We start from the raw sequence: 20,140 nt of genomic DNA on the forward strand, positions 1-20,140 counted from the left end.
ATAAACCAGTTACCTCAATAAGCTAACGGGTTTTAATAAACTTTTTATTGCAAACAATGACTTCAAGCCTCGTTCTAACACGAGGCTTTTTTGTGCGTTTTTCTATGTTTTTTCATTCATCACTTGCAATTCAATATTTTTGCTTTAGTGTTATATATGTGTATAACACTATATCGGTATAAAATTGTGACAGATTGGCAAGATAACCAACCCATATTCCGTCAGCTAGCCGACAAAATTACCGAGCAGATCCTACAAGGTATTTGGCTAGAAGATAGTGCGTTGCCTTCGGTAAGAACCGTTTCGGCAGATATGAAAATCAATCACTTAACTGTCATGAAAGGCTATCAACTGCTTGTTGACGAAGGCATTGTTGAAAAAAGACGAGGTCAAGGTATGTATGTCGCGAAAGGAGCGCTAGCGCAATTACAGGCGAAACAAAAGCAGCACTTTTTAGAGCAACAGATCCCAGAAATTGCACAAACACTCAAGCTATTGGCGATGCCGCTTGAGGATTTTATCAACCAACTACAACAGCATATTGAAGGTGACCAATGAATCCATTAGTCGAAGTCAACGGTGTATCTAAACAGTACGCAAAGCATGCCGAGTCGGAAGCTCTGCAGAATGTGAGCTTTAAGCTCTACGCAGGACAGGTGCTCGGTTTGCTCGGACATAATGGTGCGGGCAAGTCGACTTTAATTAAGTCGTTGCTCGGTGCTCACCATTATCAAGGTGACATTTTGATCCAGGGCTTAAATCCGATTACGGAACATGCGCAAGTGATGGCGCATCTTTCCTACATTTCAGACGTCAATGTGTTGCCAGATTGGATGACGGTTAAACAAATTTTGCGTTATACGTCAGGCGTGCATCCCAGTTTCTCGTTAGACAAGGCCACACAAGTCCTTGCACAAACCAACATTCGTTTATCAAGTAAAATTCGTACCTTATCAAAAGGGATGAAAGTACAACTGCATTTAGCCATTGTGATTGCCACCGATACCAAAGTGCTGATTTTGGATGAGCCAACTCTTGGTTTGGACCTAATCTACCGTGATACCTTCTATCGTCACTTACTCGAATGGTTCCATGATGGTGAGCGTGCCTTGATTATTGCTAGTCATGAAGTATCGGAAATTGAACATTTGCTAACGGATGTGCTGATCTTGAAACAAGGTAAGGTCGTGCTGCAAGACTCAATGGAGGCGATTACACAAGGGTATTTTGTTCTAGAGGCCAGTAACGCACATCAAGACGTTATCCAAACCTATCGTCCTTTGGCATCTCAGCCAAGCTTAGGAACAACAAAGTGGTTGTTGACTTCAGAACACCGTCAAGCCGTTGAAGGGCTTGGTTCTATTTACAGTGTAAAACTTGCTGAACTATTTCTTGCCTTGCAGAAGGAGAGCGCATAATGCACCCCAGTATTTATATGCTTGAAAAAGAGCTGATTGAAAACAAAAATGTTACGCGTATTCCTTTGTTTCTATTGGTATGCGGAATCCTATTGTTCATCAGTTTGTTAATGAACAATACACTGCAACACAACCTGTTTTTTGAGATGGAATTTGGTGGCGACATCAGTGATGTCCATATCGAATTTGTGGATGATTTCAACACCTTTATCATCATGCTTGTTGGTTTTATTTCGCTAATGCTCAGTTCACTCTATTTCCCCAGAACATTCCGCAAGGAGCGTAAAGAGGGAAGCTCGATGTTCTGGCGCAGCATGCCAGTGACGAACAATATGACCCACATAGTGAAACTGGGGTTTGGCTTATTTGTAATTCCTGTGGTCTGTTCCGTGTTAGTCATTTGTGCGGACGTTCTGCTGTGGGGGCTTAACTTAGCGACAGAAAACCGTTTAGCCCTACTATTTGAACAACGTTCTCTAGGATATGCCGTTCAACACTGGTTGAATTACCTCAGTATCATGTGGGTGATTGCTGTGACGATCCTGCCATTAGCCTGCTTTACTTTAGTTATTTCACAGATATTTAATTCGCCGATCCTTGTGATGTTCGTGGGCGGTTTCGCACTTAAATGGATCTCGATTGTTATGCTGAATTCTGACATTGTAGGGGAGTTTTACCACGCGATTTTCAACTTGCCGTTGCAGTTAATGACTTCTTCAAACATGTTCACGGCTTTTGAAGGTGCTGGTTGGGGTAATTTATTTGTGTATATCATGATTGGTATCGCCAGTTACTGGATTAGCCACAAGCTCTATAGTACTGATGAACTTTCATTGAAGTCACTGTTGACCCGATAAGTTTCTGGTTAATTGTGGTCAAAAAGAGAGCGTTTGTTCTCTTTTTTTTCGCCTATTTCCTGCGGTTACTATGGCGAGGCTAGAAAAGGTTAGACCAAAAAATTCACTCAAAATTAGAAGTTAGTTCCAAAGTGATGAGTAATCAACTCTCTGACTCACATGATATAAATGTGTTAAATGCACTATGCTATTTTGTAGTCCTTTGTGAGCAATGACAAAGACGTGGACCGCTTCAAGTTTTATTTTGAGGCTTGAAATTATAATGTCCAATTGATCGAGAATTCTATCGGTTTGAGTTAAATTACTATTACAAATAGGTCTACCTATGTTTAAAAAAATGTCGTTAAAAAACAAACTGGCGATTTCAGCCAGCGCTGCCATTATTCTTGGGGGATTACTCGTTGAAGCATTGTCGTATCGAGCTGCACTGGAGCGATTAGATATTGATGTTGAACAACGATTACAAAGTACCACCGCTTCTTATAATCAGTATGTGACGGACTGGTTACTGTCGAAAGAGCGTGCTTTAACCTCGCTGTCGCAAGATGCCGAGAAACAAGCCATCGTGACACATTTAAAACAAGTTCGAGATTCTGCAGCGTTTGACAACGTATTTCTTGCTTACCCCGACGGTTCGCAAAACAACGCTAATGGTGTCATCTTGCCGCCGGGGAACGATGATCCGCGCAAATGGGGCTGGTATACAAACGCTAAAGCAAACCCATCAAAAGTGTTTATGGATAACCCAACCGTTGCTGCGGCAACGGGCGCTAATGTGGTTTCATTAGGTAAGGCACTGAATTTAAATGGCCAACAAGTCGTTTTAGGCGCCGACGTAGAAATTACTGACATCCTCAACAGCATGAAGCAAGTTATTTTGCCGGGTGAGGGATATATGTTTATTGCTAACGATAAAGGCAATATTTTTACCCATAGTGATACTAAGCTGCTCAATAAAAGTGTTTCTGATCTGGGTTTAAATTTCGCTGATATCCGCCAAGCGATTGCGAAAAGCAGCGATTTATTGGTGGATATTCGAGGTGAGGAGTATGTTCTCTACGCTCGAAGCATCAACGGAACGAATCTCAGTACTGTTGTGGTCATCAATCACGATTCGCTCATCGCACCTTTATCTGAAGCTACCTTCAGCCAGCTCATTGTTACTGCCGTTGTGGTCATACTCTGTACTCTGCTGTTCAACTTATTGTGTAATATTTTGTTCCGTCCTTTGAATAATGTTTCTCAAGCGTTGGCACAAATTGCAAACGGTAGTGGTGACTTAACCCAACGTATTGAAGTAGAGAACAGCGATGAAGTAGGTGAATTGGCCAGAAACTTCAATACCTTTGTGGAAAGTTTACAACAACTTATTGGCCATATTCGTCACCAGTCTCATCAATTGGAAGCGCAATCAGAACATGGCGCGCATCGCGCTAATCAATCGGCATCAGAGCTTAGTCACCAGCAGCAAGAAATTGTGATGGTCGCTACTGCGGTCACTGAAATGGCGTCGGCAACGCAAGAGATAGCCTCTCACGCAGAGCAAACGGCAAAAGCGGCGCAAGACTCGGCAACCAGCACCAACAATGGACATGCCTTGGTGATTCATACCAAAGGCTCGATCAATAACTTGGCAAAATCAGTGAGTGAGGCCAGTGGCGTGATTGCCGCACTAAACCAACACGCGCAAGAGATTTCGACCGTACTGGCAACCATTCAAGGCATTGCAGAACAAACCAACTTACTTGCGCTGAATGCGGCTATTGAAGCTGCGCGAGCCGGTGAGCAAGGCCGAGGTTTCGCCGTGGTAGCAGACGAAGTTCGTGTGCTTTCTCAGCGCACCCATACTTCTACCGAAGAGATAAAATCAACCATTGATACCCTGCAAGAAACCACTAAACGTGCGGTATCGTTGATGCAAAGCAGCTCAACGCTCGCTGAGAACTCCGTGGAAGATGCCGATAAAGCATCCGGTGCGCTTGAAGAAATTAAAGCAGCGGTTGCCTTGATCAGTGATATGGCGACGCAAATTGCGACGGCAGCCGAAGAGCAAACGCATGTGACTAGTGAAATTACACAAAATGTTACTTCTATCAAGGATGTGACGGAGCAACTGGTCATTGGTGCAGAAGATAGCTTGAGCCAATCCAATGAACTCAAGCAGCAAGCGGAAGAGCTGAGTGCAAAAGTAGCGACATTTAAATTAGCGTAACGGTTGTTTCTTTTTTGTTCAAAAGGCTCTGCGGAGCCTTTTTTTGATCAGATTGTTATGTTTTCTCACCTAATGAGAAAGCAAGTCTGTTATTAATCTTAAATTCTCGATATATAAGAATCATAGTTGAGGCGTGGAATAAATGAGGCTAAAAAGAAAACATGAACGAAACGAAATTATCGGCCAGCCAAGTTAATGAAAAGTCACTGCAATTATTGATGCAAGTGGCGGTAAATGAAGAGCCAGTATCAGCGAAAACCTTGAGCGAACAATTGCAAGTTCCGCTGAGTAGTTTGTACCGACATCTGAAGATTTTGAAAGAGTGGAACTTGATCGAAGAGAGCCCACACGACAAAACGTTGATCATCGGTTCGGCGGCTCTACTTTTAATGCGCAGTTATGAAACGAGTCAACACAATTTAGATGCAGTCGATGCGGTGTTAAGTCGATTACAGAAACAGACAGGCGAAATGGCGGCATACATGGTTCCGGTGGGATACCGAGCCTTGTGCGTTAGCCAAAAAGAAAGTATGCAGGCACTTCGATGCAGCTTCGTCCAGGGTCAAAGTCAACCCCTGCTTCGAGGTGCCTCATCTAAAGTGATGTTGGCGTATTTACCCGCTCCGCGCTGTGAAAAAATTCTTCGTTATTTTGGTGAAGACCACCAAATGGAAAAATGGCAGACAGAGTTGGAAAAAATACGTCGTAATGGGTACGCCGTGAGCACGTCAGAGATTGATCCTGGTGTTTCCGGAATTAGTGCCCCTGTAATGAAAGGGAGTAAGTTGATCGGCGCAATTTCAGTGATGGCTCCAGCCCATCGTGTTGAAACCAACAAGCAGCGGATCATTTTACATGTATTACAGGCAGCAAGAGCGTTGCCACCAGAAAGGTAATTCATAATGCTAAGTTTATTCAAACGCTACCGTATGAGTCGTACACATAGCCAACCCGCTTATCCATTCACGTTCATGACACTCTGTGAACAGATAAAGCCAATGTCTCAAGTAGAGTTTGAATTTGCTCAGCAGAGCCTTGAATTTGCATCAGATTGGCTCTATCAGAGTCAATCCACGCCTTGTTACTCTGATGCGGGACATATAGTCGTCAAAGATAAAAATGCCACCCGTTTTCAAGACACCTTGAGTCATCAATTAGCACTGAGCTCAGTGCCTGTCGTACTAGCGAATTGTCACGAAATGCTGCTCAATGCATTGCCAGTGATGGCTTTTGAGAATGACGAAGTTGGTATTGTGAGTATCGGACATCATTTTGAGCTGAAACAAACGCTGGACCTACAAGTTGGCTCTGCATTTCATTTTGCACTCTCTCGCTATAACAATACGCGCCTATTTTGTATTGGAATTGATGAAATGCATCAATCCAACCAAGTGTGGGAGTATGCAGAAGATTTAGGCTGTGATTGGTTAACGCTGAATGAGTGCGGTTTTCGTCATCGTAATCAACTAAAAAGCCAATTAGGTCACTACATAGAGCATTGTGATCAACTGATCGTGACGATTGATTTAGCCTCTTTAGTTCCGGGAGTGGGGGTTGATGAGAACAACGCGTTAGATAACCAAATGGTACTAAGAACGTTAAGGCAATGTGCGCTTTCGGGCAAGGTAAAGCTTATCCAACTGGTGGGGGCGAAGGATAAATTGATTTATTCTAAGCAGACCAAAGAAATTTTAGATGAGCTATGTGCTTTATCGCCAGATGTGATCCACGCTGCGTAGTGACATATTGATTATCATATATACCAAACAAAAACCCCCAGCTGTCTGGGGTTTTTGTTTTATGGAACTCAACTATTTGAAGTATGCTAAGTGTGTTGTTCGGTTTTTAGTATTAGGTTAATGAGCACTAAATTTGCTGAGTGATAATGAAGTGGCTTGTGCTTTTTGGAAGAGCTCTTTACTACAATCACTCATCACTTTGCTGTCATTAAGTAGTTCGATTGAATGTTGATTGAGATTGCTCAGTTGCGTTAGCAAATCTTCAACATGTGACAGTTGCTCATCAGATGAATTGACCGCTAAGTGGTTGGCGTTATTCGCTTGATTAACATCCTTGATCGCTTGGCTGACTAACTCGTTACTACTTTCAATTGCTTCAACGCAACTCATTGATGCATTGACACTTTCCCCCATGTAGCCGATCAAGTCTTTCGAAAAGTTACTAAGCACGGTAAGGATCTCTTCCACTTGGTTGGTTGAAGAGGATGTTTTTTCCGCTAGGTTACGCACTTCGTCTGCCACGACGGCGAACCCGCGACCATTCTCACCCGCGCGAGCCGCTTCAATGGCCGCATTGAGCGCAAGCAGGTTTGTTTGATCAGCGATCGTACGGATGATCTGTAAGATATCGGTGACTTTTTCAACCTGGGCATTTAGGCTCTCAGCGGTTTTTGCTGTTACTTGTGACTTTTCTGCTAGGTTTTCATTTTCACTTAATGCATGTTTAAGTTGTTGTTGACTTTCTTGCCCAGAAATAACGGCTTGTTGTAAAGACAGCGACGCAGTATTGATATTCTCAGTGACTGACGCAATGCTTTGCCGAGCACCTTCACCAATTTGTACTGATTGCGCAATTTCCCGCTGCTGACCATTGATATTGTGTTCTAGCTGCTTCACTTGTCGTTCAACAGCTTTCGTAACATCAGTGACATCGCAGATGTTTTGTTCAATAGGGTGGAAGGTATGTTCCACTTTTTCAATGAACATATTGATTGCTGTGGCAAGGTCACCTAACTCGTTATCTTTGTTAAATGGAATTCGTTGCTTGAGGTCGCACCGACCAGAAGCCAATGATTCACATAAGTTTTTCAGCTGATTTAAAGGATGCAGTAGAGCGCTCCTCAAAATAAAAAACAAGCCAATAAAAGTAATCAACACGAAGGTTATGCCAATTGAAATGGCCCATAGCCCCAGTTCCTTGGAAATGGCATTGACCTTGTCAAATTGCCACTGAGTAACTAAGTAACCCACCAATTTTGCTTCCTTGCCCGATGTTAATGGGTTGATGATGATCACGTGTTGTGTGTTTTGTTCAATAATGATGGCGTTGGTTGATGCTTGGGTCAGTGCATTTTTTATATTGACTCCGCTAGGAGATACGGACTTCTCATTTAATTGATAGAATAAAGATCCATCTGCAAGGAAAACTGCTATATGTTTGAGTTCCTTATTGCTGCTATCGACAGCGACTTTAACCCGCTCTTCCAAGCTCTCTACTTTGTTAAAGCGCACCGAAGTGGCGACGTTTTCAGCTAGAGAAGCCGCCATTTGTTGATAAGTTTGAGCGCTCAGCGAGTACATCACTGTGGCACTTTTCGACCATAGAGCATAGGAAATAGCAATCAGCGATACAACGCTAAGTAGCGACGCACTTGCCACTACCAACCGACTAATACTAAGTCTCATATAGAGTAATCCTGATCAATGAGTTAAAGAGCTTCTACGTTAACGCCGATGGTGATGGCACCAATCACTTTCCCTGAGCTAGGGTCAACCACGCTGTGGCTTATCTGTGACTGAAACATTTGGGTCGACTCATCTTCTTCTATCTCACCAATTAGATATGCGCTTGGACCTTTAAGGTAGGTGTCTTGCCACTTTTCCTCATCTCCTTGCCAGTAGTCAGAAGTAATCTCGCTTTGGGCGACATTCAGCCCTTTGTTATCCATAGCAAAGATCTCCGTAATTAGCCCGTTGCTAGCTTGTTGAATCGATTTAAGTTCAGAAGATGCGGGGGAAGAGAGCAGTTTGTTGATCAGTGGAGCATCGGTTTGGCCCACTTGGCTACGCCAATCCTTGTCGAGTTGATCAATTTGCATTTGAGTTAGGTTCGCGTGTTGAGCGTTTTGAGCATTAATGGCTTGGATTAAAACGGGATTAGCAATGATTTCAGCCACCTTGGTATCAATGAAGTTTTTTAGCGCCCCTTCAAACTCATTAGCAAAGGAGGAAAAGGAGAAACAAGCGATCAGGCAAATAAAATATTTCATAACAGACTCCAGTCGAGTTAGGTATTTTGCGTTGTGTATAAGGTATGTAGTGATCTTAGATGTTTATATTCATCCATATGCACTTTGAGCCTAGTTTAAGAATAGAAAACTGTAAAAAAATAGGTGTGATTTGAGCGCATGATCAAATGAATATTCATCTCTTGCCAAACAAAACAAAAAACTATCCGTTTTGACAATTGACAAGCTTGATGGCGGTGCCGGTTGTATTGTTTTCTCGACGAGGTCGGTTAGAAAATATCGATTTTGGAGTGATACTTGTGGTGAGCCTGCTGTGCTGAATGGCTTATTTAGCTAACGCATAGATTTTATTTTTTAACTCACTGTCACCGTTAAGCAATGTAAATTTAACTTATTTGTCACGATAGACCGCTAAGCTGCTTGCAAAATCCAATAACAAGACAAGTAAAGTCAAGGAGCAAACATGTGGAAGCGTGATGAGCAAGAGTCTCAATTTAGTGAAATGATCGAAGCGAGACTCTCTCGCCGCCGTTTTATGGCGGGTAGTGCGGCAGTCAGTGCAGGCGCGTTTTTATCTTTAAATCCAGTTGCTAAGGCTGTGGCGGCAAAGTCGAGCTCTTCACTGCTCAACTTTGAAGCCATTCCTGTCTCAACGGCAGATGCCATCATTGTTCCTAAAGGGTATAAAGCGACCCCGTTGATTTCATGGGGTGACCCCATTTCTGTTGATGCTCCTGAGTTTGACCAAAGTGGTAAACAAGATTCACGAGCACAAGAGCTTCAATTTGGTGATAACACTGATGGCATGAGCTTCTTCCCAATTTCGGATGATCGCGGTGTACTTGCGATTAATAATGAATACACCAACTACGAATACTTGTTTGATCACAAAGGTAAATCGATGACAGCAGATGATGTGCGTAAAGCGCAAGCTGCGGTCGGCGTTACTGTCGTTGAAGTGATGAACAAAAATGGCCAGTGGACGGTTGACCGCGCAGGGAAGCGTAACCGTCGAATCACGGCAAACACACCAATGCTGCTCACTGGGCCAGCTGCAGGCCATACGCTAATGAAAACCGCCACTGATCCTAAGGGCTTAAATCCACTGGGAACTTTTAACAATTGTGCGAATGGTCAAACGCCGTGGGGGACATACTTAACGTGTGAGGAGAACTTTGATGATTTCTTTGGTAGTAACCAAGATGGCGTGAAGTTAACGGCTGATCATAAGCGTTATGGTATTGAAGCTAAACCCAGTGATTATCAATGGCACCAACATGATGAGCGTTTTGACGTTGCGAAAAACCCCAATGAGCCAAACCGCTTTGGTTGGGTGGTGGAAATTGATCCGAACGATCCAACATCAACGCCACTTAAACGCACGGCGTTAGGCCGTTTCAAACATGAAAATGCGGCGCTTACTCTCAACAAAGATGGCCATGCTGTGGTCTATCTGGGGGATGATGAACGCGGTGAACATCTATACAAATTCGTTTCAAAAAATCGCTACCAAGCTGGTAACGATGCGGCGAATCGCAATTTATTAGAAGAAGGAACCCTCTTTGTCGCTAAGTTTGATATGAATGAGAAAGAACTGAAAGGCTCGGGAAAATGGCTTGAACTGACCTTTGGTAAAAATGGTTTAACGCCAGAAAATGGCTTTAAGGACCAAGCAGAAGTGATGATTTTTGCTCGCCGCGCAGCGACTCAAGTGGGTGCTACGACAATGGATCGTCCTGAATGGGTTGCGATTCACCCTGATAATAAGCACGTGTTCTGTACACTGACCAACAATAAAAACCGAGGTAAAGAGGGGCAACCTGTTGGTGGTCCCAACCCTCGCACTAAGAATAACTATGGCCAGATTCTGCGCTGGATGCCAGTCAATGAGGATCACACTAGCACTGTGTTCGCATGGGATCTGTACTTGATTGCGGGCAACCCAACGGTACATAAAGGCGATCTCTATGCGGGCAGCGACAATATCTCAGCAGACAACATGTTCAACAGCCCTGATGGTATCGGCTTTGACAAAGCGGGTCGCTTGTGGATTCAAACCGATGGCAACTATTCCAACAAAGGGGATTTTGCTGGGCAAGGCAACAACCAAATGTTGTGCGGGGATCCAATTACTGGTGAAGTGAAACGTTTCCTAACTGGGCCGATTGCTTGTGAAATAACAGGGTTAACTTTTTCACCGGATCAAAAAACCATGTTTGTTGGCGTTCAACACCCTGGGGAAGATGAAGCGCCATCGCATTTCCCATACGGCGGAACCACCAAGCCGCGTTCGACAATTATGATGATCACTCGTGAAGACGGCGGGGTGATTGGCGCATAAGCCCTGATCATTTTCCTCTGAAGGGAGCTGCGGCTCCCTTTTTAACATTCCTGCTGTCGGTCAACGCTGTTGCCATCATCCATTCACGGTCTTGGCGCCTTCTATCTTGCACGAAAGAAGACGTTGTTTCGGTTAGGCAGGACATGGTTTGCCTTTCCTACACGTTATGTATGAACTCTTTGTGTCAGGAAAATAAGTAAAAAGGGTGAGATCGGGGCGATTATTTTCCCTCAAATTGACAATTGCTTGATACGTTCTTTGCGTGTCGTCCGTTATTATGCTGATCTTCAATAATCCAGCGGTGTCTATTGAGCGTGAAAAAGCAAATCCAAATGAAAAAATCGGGCTTAGTACTCTTAGCCTTGTTCTCGTTGCTGTTAGTTCCCATCTCATTGGTTGGGTCTTCGATTGATTTGAGCACGCCAGTGAGCGAGGACGTCGGTGCATTTTTTACCTATTTAACCGATTCGGCTGGTTGGCAAGGTTTTGGCTTTACCTTTGCTTTGTTGGCTTTTTTGGCAACACGGAAAGCGACTTCCCGCATTGAACTGCTTAACCGCATTATTCAAATTGGCTTGTTATTGGTGATTGGTATGGCTGCCAAAACGGGTTTAAAACATCTGACAGAGAGCCCTCGTCCATACACCGAATTAATGACGTATGAGTTACTTATCCCAAACCCTGCGCATTTTTATAAATTGAGTGAATTACAAAAAGAAAGTGTGATGACCGACATCGCAACCCAAGTCAGTGACTGGCGTTTACGTCATTGGCAGGGTGAAAAGGACTATTCATTTCCTTCTGGCCATACGATCTTCGCTGCTATTTGTCTGGCTTTCTTTGGTGGCCTGTTTATTGAACAAAAGCGCTATGTTTTTGCGGCGGGTCTACTGCTTTGGGCCTGTGGGGTCTCCTTTAGCCGCTTATGGTTAGGGATGCATCGTCCGGTTGATTTATACGGCTCCTTGCTGTTTGTCAGCATGATTTACCTTGTGATACCCAAAGTGTATCCCTTAGATCATCCTAAATTAAAACCGTTATTAACGCGCCTTCATCTCTGTTAACGGGTCACGAGTCATCATAAAAAAGCCAGCACATTTAAACGTGCTGGCTTTTTTGTAATCACATTCAATCACATAAGTAACGGCAATCAGGCAAAGAAGGAGGAAGCCACACCAATCAAACCACCGAATACTCCACCCCAAACAACCAACCAGCCAAGGTGCTGTTTAATCATCTTCTGTACCATCTCTTTCACCAATTTAGGCGTGAGTTCATTGAGACGTTGATCGATGATGTTTTCGATGTTAGCGGTGATCTCTTCAATCATCTCAGGAGCTTCTAACTGCTCTTTGAGCGCTTGTTTAACGCTATCGCTTTGGCTGATATCAATCATAGATTGCTGCATTTTTTCGACAAACGGTTGCTTGAGTGGTTGTAGCGCGTCGGTTCCACCAAACATCGCCAGCATGCCGCCAAATGGAGAGTTTGCAATCACTTCGACCAAAGAATCAAAGGTTGGGTTGAAGTCAACTTTGGCAATCACAGGCTCAAGATCCAACGTTTTACTGCCCGTCATCTCTTTACTGAGGAAGCGGTCAATATTGGACTGAGTGAAAAATTGCTCCATCATCAGGCTCTTGATTGCGGTTTTGAACTCTTCAAAGCGAGCAGGTATCACACCCGAGCCATATAGTCCGGGCACTTTTTCAAACAGCATGTGAATCGCAAGCCAGTTGGTGATTGCGCCAGAAAAGGCAAATAAGCCCGCATACAGCGCAATGGTGTTATCCAGTTGATAGCCCGCTGCAAGGAGCGCTAGCGCAATGATATTAGTGAGTAAGCTCTTGTTCATAATCCAAATCTAGTTAAATAAAGGGAATGGGCGAATTCTAAGGAAAAAGAGTCAATTGTGGAAGCATCAACGGAGCGCAAACTCCGTTGATAAACCATTAAGCAATCTCAACGTCGTCGCAACCGATAAAGCCACCCGTTTGGTGCGCCCATAGGTGTGCATAAATGCCGTTTTGAGCGATCAACTCTTGGTGTGTGCCTTGCTCAACGACGTTACCTTTATCGAGTACAATCAACCTGTCCATTGCGGCAATGGTTGATAAACGGTGAGCAATGGCAATCACGGTTTTGCCTTGCATCAGCTCATTTAAGCTCTCTTGAATTGCCGCTTCCACTTCGGAGTCGAGTGCGGATGTGGCTTCGTCGAGTACCAATAGTGGCGCATCTTTTAACAGCACGCGGGAAATAGCAATTCGCTGGCGCTGGCCGCCAGACAGTTTTACGCCGCGCTCGCCCACTTGCGCATCATAGCCTAGGTTACCAAATGGGTCGGTGAGTGTTTCGATAAACTCATGCGCGTGTGCCTGTCGGGTGGCTTGCAGCAGTTGTTCCTCACTTACATCAGGGTTGCCATACAAAATGTTATCGCGGATCGAGCGATGCAGCAGTGAAGTATCTTGCGTCACCATACCAATTTTGCTGCGCAATGAATCTTGGGTGACGTCATTGATCGCTTGCCCATCGATACGAATTTGCCCACCTTCAACATCATGAAAACGAAGTAGTAAATTGACTAAAGTCGATTTCCCAGCGCCAGAACGCCCTACTAAGCCCACTTTTTCACCCGGTTTAATGGTCAGGTTTAAATGGTTAATAACGCCTTTATTCTCGCCATAGTGGAAACTCACGTCATCAAATTCGATGCCACCTTGTGCAACCTGCAACGGTTTTGCGTTGGGTTTATCTTCAATGGTGATCGGTTTCGAGAGGGTTTTCATGCCATCCACGACTGTGCCCATGTTTTCAAAGAGCGCACCGACTTCCCACATGATCCATTTCGACATGCCATTAATGCGCAATGAAAGGCTGATCGCAATCGCGATTGCACCAATACTGATGGCACTCTGCATCCATAGATAAATCGAAGTCGCCGCAATCACGAACACCAAAATATAGTTGGCGAGTTCAACGCACAGGTTAAAACCAGTCACTAAACGCATTTGGCGGTGAACCGTGTCTAAAAAGCTCTCCATGCCTTGTTCGGCATAGTCGGTTTCTCGGCGGGTGTGTGAGAACAATTTGACCGTGGCAATATTGGTGTAGCTATCGACAATGCGCCCCGTCATGGTTGAGCGAGCATCGGCTTGTTCTGATGCTACTTTTTTAAGCTGTGGTACAAAGTGAAGTTGAATACAAATGTAGGCCGCGAGCCAGACGAGCATCGGCACCATTAAACGCCAGTCTGCTTGCGCCAACATCACCACAATCGCAGTGAAATAGACTGACACATAGACAAACACATCCAAGGTCTTCATCACTGTTTCGCGGATGGATAACGCCGTTTGCATTACTTTAGTGGCAATTCTTCCCGCAAAGTCATCTTGGTAAAAAGAGAGGCTTTGTTTGAGCAGATAACGGTGCGCTAACCAACGGATCGACATGGGATAATTGCCGAGCATAGTTTGGTGGATCAACAGTGAATAGATGCCAATCAAAAGTGGCATGATCACGAGTACTAAAATAGATAAACCGATCAAGGTGTCTCGGTTCTCAGTTAGGAAAGTCTCTGGGTTACTGGATGAGAGCCAATCCACCAGTTGGCCCATAAAACCGAACAGTGATACTTCAACAACGGCAATTAACGTGCTGATTAACGCCATTAAAATGAGTGGTTTTTCAAAGCCGCGCGTGTAGTAACGACAAAAGGCCCATAAGGTCGCAGGAGGCTGTTTGGGTTCCTCTTTGGGAAAGGCTTGGGTAAAGCTTTCAAATTTTTTATACATCGAAAATCCTTATGCCAATTCTCGCTAAAGTATGAGAGACCAAAAGCCTAGAACGCGAGAATCTAACGTTGAACTCCTATAAGGGGAGCAAATGATGGAGTAAGCTGAACAGAAGTATAACGAAATCACAACATAAGTGGCGGATTACTTTTCGCGCTTGGCTCTAGAAAACGGCGCCTGATTAATACGGTGGTTAATGCAGCAAGCATCGGCTCGAATGGTCAGTAACGTCCATCGGATGAAAAAATGAAGCGAGTAAAATATCGTTATCGACGATAAGAGAACCATAAACGAGTTGCGTTACTTTTAAGTGAGTTTTTACTGTGAATATTTTTTGAATAATGGTGAATATTTGTAGGTGTGATGAGGATTTTGCCGTAATTTTTAATGTGAAAAGTAGTTTTCTCAGTAATTAATAGGAGTTATTCGATGAAATAACCCAAAATTCAGTCAATGTTATTTTAACATTATGCTTACAATTGGCCTAAAGTGAGTAGAAGGGAAAGTTTCTATGATGTTGCAGGAACAAGTGATCACACAGCCAGCCGTGAATACGGTGCAAAATGCCAATTGTGTCGTAATGGTGCCGCCAAAAGAGTTCAAATTTAACGCTCAAACGGCACAAGATAATGAATTTCAACACCAAGTTGCATTGAGTACCGAACAAGTTCGCATCCAAGCCATGGCCGAATATCAAAGCATGGTTCAGACACTGCGTCTCGAAGGCGTACAAGTAGTGGAGTTTGATTACCCATTATCTGAAGTGGAAACGCCAGATGCCGTCTTTCCCAATAACTGGTTTAGCACTACGCCAGAGGGAACCTTGTTTACCTTTCCGATGGCTTGTAAAAATCGACAGCAAGAAGTGCGCCCACAAGCGTTGGTTGAAGCCCTTACTTTGTCTGGCCGCAAGATATTGGCGCAAGATTCGTTGCTCGCGTATCAAGACCAGCAGGCTTATCTTGAAAGCACCGGTGTGATGGTGATGGATCACCTTAATCGAACCATCTATTCGGCGTTGTCACAGCGCTGCGACCGTGAAGTGTTAGAGGAGTACGCCAAACGTATCGGTTATGATCGCGTGGTTTCTTTTCAAACGGCGTTGCCTTCAGGCCAACCGGTTTATCACACCAATGTGATGATGGCGGTTGGTGAAGCATTCTGCGTGATTTGCGATGAAGTGATTCCGGAGTTTGAACGTCGTTTTGTGGTTAAATCACTGGCCAAAGATAAGCAGATCATCTCAATTTCACTTGAGCAGATGAACGGTTTCTGCGGCAACATTTTACAATTAGAAACGGCGGCAGGAGATAAAGTGATCGCTATGTCGCAATCGGCGTTTGATGCCTTTTCGCTGGCGCAGCGTGCGCAGCTGGCCAGTCACGGTAAGTTATTGCCGTGTAATGTGAAGACCATTGAGGATATTGGCGGTGGTTCGGTGAGATGTATGTTAGGGGAAGTGTTTTTGCCTGCTATTGGCTAAGATTGATGTACTCAACGCCATTTTTGCCATTTTTCTTCACCTGATACATTGCTTGGTCGGCCAATTCATATAAGGTTTCAAAAGTATGTGTTGAGGTTGTGAATTGGCAAACACCAATACTAAAGCCAATCTGCACTTCTCCATGGCTTAATTTTAGTGGTGAATAGGCTTTGGTGAGCAAACTGTCGATAAACTGCTTTAACGTTTCTGTGCTTTGATTGATGCACAAGAGGACAAACTCATCGCCGCCCAAACGAGCAATCGATGATGGTTGAGGCGCATTTTCTTGAAGCCATTGAGAAACTTGGAGCAGCACGAAATCCCCAGCTTGGTGCCCAAGATGATCATTGACGGTTTTAAAGTCATCCAAATCGATAAAAATCAGTGCCGCAGGGTGTTCGACAAGATCATTCATCTCGTCAAACTTAGTTTCTAGCGCTTTTCGATTTAATAGGTTGGTTAATGGATCTTGCGCGGCGAGTTTGGAGAGTTCTAATTCATAATGTTTTTCATTGGTAATATCCGTGTGGGTGCCCATCATGCGCAGCGGCTTTCCATTCTCATCATATTCAACGATTCGGCCGCGATCCGACACCCAGCTTTGACCTCCATCTTTGCGGATCATCCGGTGTATGACCTGATAGGTGTCAGCCTTGCCATTCAAATGGTCCTCAAAAGCGCCCACGGCTAAGTCATAATCATCGGGGTGGAGCTTGCTTTTCCAAATGTCGACGGTGGCGTCTAGCTCGTGTGATTGATAGCCAAGCATATCACCCCATTCTCTATTGAATATTTTAAGGGTTCCGCTAGGAATGTGTTGTTCCCAAAGACAAAGACCAGTGCCTTCTAGCGTTGCATTCAGTTTTTCTTCAAGAGAGCTGTTTTCTTTTTTGAGATGCTCAACTTGCTCTTCAAGCTGCTTGATTCGTTTTAAGTACTCTTCCATAAACCGTGATGAACCGAGTCTGCATTTATGTCGAGTGTGCCACAGTTTGCCGATGGATTCACAAGGTTGTTGATATCTTGTTCAACATACATCTCATTTTTTCCCGTGGGTCACAAAGCTTATTTGGTTTGAATAAATTTGCTGTAGGTACTGACTCGGCCGTTGATGTACTCAATACCGCAGTGAATGCTGTGTTCGTTATTGCCAACAATCTGATATTCGACAATAAATTCACCGCTGATCACTTTGATAAATAAGAAACCGTCGATGACTTTCCATAATCCTTGCAGTGTTTTTTCACCAAACAGATCTCGCTCGACCAACGTGCCATTCGGCTTTAAATGCAAAGCGGAAGAAAAACCGTCTACATTCACTTTTACCCAAATATGCTGGTGAGCCTCAAAGCTTAATATTTTGCGTCGACACTTAACCCATTCTGCCAGTGCTTGCTCTTGGGTTGGGGTGAGCGTAGGGAGCGCTTCCATTTCTAAAAGGGTGTGATGCTTTTCATACCAGAAGAGTTGTAAGTGAAGTAATTTCATTGGTTCTCAGAGTGTTATGCATCGGGGCGTTATCAAAAAGCAACTCTGCGCGATTGTGTTGGTGATGTCAATATTTGCCAAGAAAAGCTACCGCGCTCACGGGGGAGAGGGCGCGGTATTATCCAATATGAGGATGAAGGATGCATAAAAGATGCACCCGAGCACAATTTATAGGTTGAATAAATGAGCTATAGGTTGAATAAACGAGGCGAATCAGCAGCATCACAAGCTTGATTTAGCCGATGCTGCGCAACACGAATATTGTGTTTCCAATGTTCATCTTGCGCCCACATTTCGATCACCATAGGTACAACACAGTTTGCCTCTTTCAGCGTTTGGGAAATAGCATCGAAATTGACTTCTCCTTCACCAATCACCAAGTCTCGAAATTGGCCCGTGGAACTAGAGGTGACGCAATGAGTATCTTTAAGGTGGATCTGAGTAATGTGTGGCATACCAAGTGCCAATTCAGTACACACATCGTAGTTCCAACCTGAAATGTTGCCTACATCTGGATACGCCATAAAATAGGGGGAGGGTACTTGCCGCTTTAGAATTTCGAACTTACTGAGTGAATTAAGATAGCTGGTATCCATGATCTCCACTGCCAGCATTACGCCAGCACGCTCGGCTAGTTTGGCGGCAAGCTGCATGCCTTCAATGAAACGTTGATGAGTTTCTTTATTAGCGGGTTCGTAATAGACATCATAGCCTGCGAGTTGGATGGTGCGAATGCCCAGTTTGTAAGCTAAGGTAATCGCTTTCTCCATGTGCAGAATGGCTTGCTCTCTAATGGCGGGGTCTGACGAGCCAAAAGGAAACTTACGGTGCGCACTTAAGCACATCGATTGCAGCGGGATTTGGTATTGCTCACACCATCTTCGTAGCTGATAGATGGTTGCATCATCCCAGTCTAAGCGTTGACGACGTTCATCCGACTCATCGACGGATATCTCTAAAAAATCAAACCCCAGCTCTTTCGTTGTAGCGAGCTTTTCTTCCCAACTGAAATGATTGGGGAGCGCTTTTTCATACAACCCGATACGTTGGCGTGGCAAATGTTGATACATACGGCCTCCTAGCACCAAAAACGATCGATTTGACTGCGCAGTGCTTCGGCAGTGGCGCGACCTTTTTCACCGACCAATGCACGCCCCGCAATGAACGTTTTGGCCTTAATGCCTTCAAATAAATAGAGATCTTCTGGAACGATGCCACCTGTGATGGAAAGTTCAAGCCCCATATCGGATAGAGTTCGCATCTTCTCAACATCTTCGCTTGTCCAACCAATACCGGCCAGTTCGGCATCTCTTGAACGGTGATAAATGGCTTGAGTGATACCAAGGTCAATCCACGCTTGTGCATCAGCAAAGGTCCAGTTGCCGTAAATTTCGATTTGGATTTCGCCATCCAGTTCATCGGCGACTTTCTTACACGCGCTGATGGTGGCGATATGCGCTGCGGCAGAAACGGTGATCCAATCCGCGCCAGCTTCAAATGCCATCCGCGCTAAAATAGCGCCGCCATCGGTGGTTTTCATATCGCACACTAGAATATGGTCAGGGTGATTATGGCGTAACGTTTTGACGGCCTTCATGCCTTCAGCAAAGGCGAGGATGGTGCCCACTTCGATGACATCAACAAAGCTTGCTACGTTTTTTGCCACTTCGATGGCAGAAATAAGGTCAGTTTGGTCGAGAGCGATTTGGATCATTGGTTTAGTCATGAGAGTTATCCTTGAATTTTGTCACGGATCAAATGGGCGAGCCCGTCGTGATTGTTATCGGTTGTACAAATCAGTTTGGCGTGGGATTTCACCGTATCGTCGGCATTGAGCATCGCCACGCCGAGCCCGGCGTAGTCGAGCATTGAAATATCATTATGGTTATCACCGACGGCCAGCACGTGATTGGCGTGGTAGCCAAGCGATTGCACATATTCAGCCAAGCGCTGACCTTTACTATTGCCTTTGGCAGCAAAGTCGATGCGATTCGACCATGAACGCTCGCCATTGAATGTCTCTTGTACCCAAGCTTGTTGGGCAAGGCGTTCAACGGAACTCGGTAGCCCTTCAACCACAAATTTCCAAATAAACGTTTCTTGCTCGACGCGGTGACGAAACGAGTCAATTTGCTCGATTTTGGGTTGTGCTGTTGGTGGGTACTGGCTGGCCCATTTTTCTAATGCTTGCATGTAGGCGATTGGGCTACGCTTGGAATAGGTCATCGCGTCGGTCACATACATCACCAGTTTCATTTGAAACTCTTTAGCTAAAGCGAGAAAGCTCAATGCATCGTGTTTGGTGATGGCATTGTGCTTGAGCACTTTTTCATTTTGGTAGTCATACACATAAGTGCCGTTGCAGCAGATGATGGGGGTTGTGAGCCCCAATTCTTGATAATAGGGTTTAGCCGCCGTGTGGTGACGGCCAGTCACGATCACCACGTGGCAGTGTTGCTGCGCCTGTTGAATCGCCCGCTTTAGCAGCGGATGAATGGTGTGTTCATCAGTCAACACTGTGCCATCAAGGTCGAGCGCGAGAACTTTATACATAGC

At 44.6% G+C, this 20,140-nt stretch carries 18 protein-coding genes; 9 read left to right on the forward strand and 9 right to left on the reverse strand.

Annotation, left to right across the window (positions count from 1 at the left end):
• The first annotated feature begins 186 nt into the window (after positions 1–186).
• The 6 genes from AACT42_RS17500 to AACT42_RS17525 all read left to right on the forward strand — a co-directional run bounded on the left by AACT42_RS17500 (position 187) and on the right by AACT42_RS17525 (position 6,226).
• Positions 187–558, forward strand: coding sequence for a GntR family transcriptional regulator (locus tag AACT42_RS17500; RefSeq protein WP_026028428.1), 372 nt, complete (start codon positions 187–189; stop codon positions 556–558).
• Positions 555–1,418 (forward strand): ABC transporter ATP-binding protein, encoded by an 864-nt coding sequence (locus tag AACT42_RS17505; RefSeq protein ID WP_088729359.1) that lies wholly within the window; start codon positions 555–557, stop codon positions 1,416–1,418. Before AACT42_RS17500 ends, AACT42_RS17505 begins: the two co-directional genes overlap by 4 nt.
• Complete coding sequence (locus tag AACT42_RS17510; protein ID WP_094133512.1) at positions 1,418–2,275, forward strand: hypothetical protein; 858 nt, start codon at positions 1,418–1,420, stop codon at positions 2,273–2,275. The genes AACT42_RS17505 and AACT42_RS17510 overlap by 1 nt, the downstream gene beginning before the upstream one ends.
• A 325-nt stretch (positions 2,276–2,600) precedes the next feature.
• Positions 2,601–4,487 carry a methyl-accepting chemotaxis protein gene (locus AACT42_RS17515; protein WP_094124805.1) on the forward strand — a complete coding sequence of 629 codons (1,887 nt, stop codon included), beginning with the start codon at positions 2,601–2,603 and terminating at the stop codon, positions 4,485–4,487.
• Positions 4,488–4,648: 161 nt separating this feature from the next.
• Positions 4,649–5,383, forward strand: a complete 735-nt coding sequence (locus AACT42_RS17520; RefSeq protein ID WP_010316838.1) for an IclR family transcriptional regulator — start codon at positions 4,649–4,651, stop codon at positions 5,381–5,383.
• 6 nt (positions 5,384–5,389) lie between these two features.
• Positions 5,390–6,226: an arginase family protein gene (locus tag AACT42_RS17525; RefSeq protein ID WP_094133513.1), complete on the forward strand. Its 837-nt coding sequence runs from the start codon at positions 5,390–5,392 to the stop codon at positions 6,224–6,226.
• A gap of 117 nt (positions 6,227–6,343) precedes the next feature.
• Here AACT42_RS17525 and AACT42_RS17530 read toward each other — a convergent pair whose 3' ends face one another.
• Both AACT42_RS17530 and AACT42_RS17535 read right to left on the reverse strand, forming a co-directional pair.
• Entirely contained in the window at positions 6,344–7,912 is a 1,569-nt protein-coding gene (locus AACT42_RS17530; RefSeq protein WP_176429058.1) for a methyl-accepting chemotaxis protein, read from the reverse strand.
• A 23-nt stretch (positions 7,913–7,935) separates the two neighbouring features.
• Entirely contained in the window at positions 7,936–8,496 is a 561-nt protein-coding gene (locus AACT42_RS17535; RefSeq protein ID WP_047688797.1) for a hypothetical protein, read from the reverse strand.
• 442 nt (positions 8,497–8,938) lie between these two features.
• On the opposite strand from AACT42_RS17535, the gene AACT42_RS17540 reads away from it, so the two are divergent.
• Both AACT42_RS17540 and AACT42_RS17545 read left to right on the forward strand, forming a co-directional pair.
• Complete coding sequence (locus tag AACT42_RS17540; protein ID WP_094133515.1) at positions 8,939–10,816, forward strand: PhoX family protein; 1,878 nt, start codon at positions 8,939–8,941, stop codon at positions 10,814–10,816.
• Positions 10,817–11,124: 308 nt separating this feature from the next.
• Positions 11,125–11,880, forward strand: a complete 756-nt coding sequence (locus AACT42_RS17545) for a phosphatase PAP2 family protein (RefSeq protein WP_094133516.1) — start codon at positions 11,125–11,127, stop codon at positions 11,878–11,880.
• Between the two features lie 86 nt (positions 11,881–11,966).
• Here AACT42_RS17545 and AACT42_RS17550 read toward each other — a convergent pair whose 3' ends face one another.
• Both AACT42_RS17550 and AACT42_RS17555 read right to left on the reverse strand, forming a co-directional pair.
• Positions 11,967–12,671: a DUF445 domain-containing protein gene (locus AACT42_RS17550; RefSeq protein WP_013868329.1), complete on the reverse strand. Its 705-nt coding sequence runs from the start codon at positions 12,669–12,671 to the stop codon at positions 11,967–11,969.
• 97 nt (positions 12,672–12,768) lie between these two features.
• Positions 12,769–14,613 carry an ABC transporter ATP-binding protein gene (locus tag AACT42_RS17555; RefSeq protein ID WP_094133517.1) on the reverse strand — a complete coding sequence of 615 codons (1,845 nt, stop codon included), beginning with the start codon at positions 14,611–14,613 and terminating at the stop codon, positions 12,769–12,771.
• Positions 14,614–15,124: 511 nt separating this feature from the next.
• Between AACT42_RS17555 and AACT42_RS17560 the strand changes: the two genes are divergently transcribed.
• A complete protein-coding gene (locus tag AACT42_RS17560) occupies positions 15,125–16,096 on the forward strand; it encodes an arginine deiminase-related protein (protein WP_094133518.1) in 972 nt (323 codons plus the stop codon).
• Here the strand turns inward: AACT42_RS17560 and AACT42_RS17565 are convergent.
• The 5 genes from AACT42_RS17565 to AACT42_RS17585 all read right to left on the reverse strand — a co-directional run bounded on the left by AACT42_RS17565 (position 16,086) and on the right by AACT42_RS17585 (position 20,137).
• Positions 16,086–17,042 carry a diguanylate cyclase domain-containing protein gene (locus tag AACT42_RS17565; RefSeq protein WP_026028163.1) on the reverse strand — a complete coding sequence of 319 codons (957 nt, stop codon included), beginning with the start codon at positions 17,040–17,042 and terminating at the stop codon, positions 16,086–16,088. The genes AACT42_RS17560 and AACT42_RS17565 overlap by 11 nt on opposite strands.
• A gap of 119 nt (positions 17,043–17,161) precedes the next feature.
• Positions 17,162–17,584: a hypothetical protein gene (locus AACT42_RS17570; RefSeq protein ID WP_094126674.1), complete on the reverse strand. Its 423-nt coding sequence runs from the start codon at positions 17,582–17,584 to the stop codon at positions 17,162–17,164.
• Positions 17,585–17,772: 188 nt separating this feature from the next.
• Complete coding sequence (locus AACT42_RS17575; RefSeq protein WP_026027146.1) at positions 17,773–18,654, reverse strand: L-ribulose-5-phosphate 3-epimerase; 882 nt, start codon at positions 18,652–18,654, stop codon at positions 17,773–17,775.
• A gap of 8 nt (positions 18,655–18,662) precedes the next feature.
• Positions 18,663–19,310, reverse strand: coding sequence for a 3-keto-L-gulonate-6-phosphate decarboxylase UlaD (locus tag AACT42_RS17580; protein WP_088733123.1), 648 nt, complete (start codon positions 19,308–19,310; stop codon positions 18,663–18,665).
• A 5-nt stretch (positions 19,311–19,315) separates the two neighbouring features.
• Positions 19,316–20,137 carry a Cof-type HAD-IIB family hydrolase gene (locus AACT42_RS17585; protein ID WP_094133722.1) on the reverse strand — a complete coding sequence of 274 codons (822 nt, stop codon included), beginning with the start codon at positions 20,135–20,137 and terminating at the stop codon, positions 19,316–19,318.
• Positions 20,138–20,140: the final 3 nt, after the last annotated feature.

Source organism: Vibrio sp. V15_P4S5T153 (genome assembly GCF_963874485.1).
Taxonomy (GTDB): domain Bacteria; phylum Pseudomonadota; class Gammaproteobacteria; order Enterobacterales; family Vibrionaceae; genus Vibrio; species Vibrio anguillarum.

Bases quoted from the DNA above. Each gene is read 5' to 3' on its own strand.
- AACT42_RS17540 (WP_094133515.1), top strand. From the start codon at position 8,939: ATGTGGAAGCGTGATGAGCAAGAGTCTCAATTTAGTGAAATGATCGAA.
- AACT42_RS17520 (WP_010316838.1), top strand. From the start codon at position 4,649: ATGAACGAAACGAAATTATCGGCCAGCCAAGTTAATGAAAAGTCACTG.
- AACT42_RS17575 (WP_026027146.1), bottom strand. From the start codon at position 18,654: ATGTATCAACATTTGCCACGCCAACGTATCGGGTTGTATGAAAAAGCG.
- AACT42_RS17570 (WP_094126674.1), bottom strand. From the start codon at position 17,584: ATGAAATTACTTCACTTACAACTCTTCTGGTATGAAAAGCATCACACC.
- AACT42_RS17515 (WP_094124805.1), top strand. From the start codon at position 2,601: ATGTTTAAAAAAATGTCGTTAAAAAACAAACTGGCGATTTCAGCCAGC.
- AACT42_RS17505 (WP_088729359.1), top strand. From the start codon at position 555: ATGAATCCATTAGTCGAAGTCAACGGTGTATCTAAACAGTACGCAAAG.
- AACT42_RS17530 (WP_176429058.1), bottom strand. From the start codon at position 7,912: ATGAGACTTAGTATTAGTCGGTTGGTAGTGGCAAGTGCGTCGCTACTT.
- AACT42_RS17525 (WP_094133513.1), top strand. From the start codon at position 5,390: ATGCTAAGTTTATTCAAACGCTACCGTATGAGTCGTACACATAGCCAA.
- AACT42_RS17535 (WP_047688797.1), bottom strand. From the start codon at position 8,496: ATGAAATATTTTATTTGCCTGATCGCTTGTTTCTCCTTTTCCTCCTTT.
- AACT42_RS17510 (WP_094133512.1), top strand. From the start codon at position 1,418: ATGCACCCCAGTATTTATATGCTTGAAAAAGAGCTGATTGAAAACAAA.
- AACT42_RS17550 (WP_013868329.1), bottom strand. From the start codon at position 12,671: ATGAACAAGAGCTTACTCACTAATATCATTGCGCTAGCGCTCCTTGCA.
- AACT42_RS17580 (WP_088733123.1), bottom strand. From the start codon at position 19,310: ATGACTAAACCAATGATCCAAATCGCTCTCGACCAAACTGACCTTATT.
- AACT42_RS17585 (WP_094133722.1), bottom strand. From the start codon at position 20,137: ATGTATAAAGTTCTCGCGCTCGACCTTGATGGCACAGTGTTGACTGAT.
- AACT42_RS17560 (WP_094133518.1), top strand. From the start codon at position 15,125: ATGATGTTGCAGGAACAAGTGATCACACAGCCAGCCGTGAATACGGTG.
- AACT42_RS17565 (WP_026028163.1), bottom strand. From the start codon at position 17,042: ATGGAAGAGTACTTAAAACGAATCAAGCAGCTTGAAGAGCAAGTTGAG.
- AACT42_RS17555 (WP_094133517.1), bottom strand. From the start codon at position 14,613: ATGTATAAAAAATTTGAAAGCTTTACCCAAGCCTTTCCCAAAGAGGAA.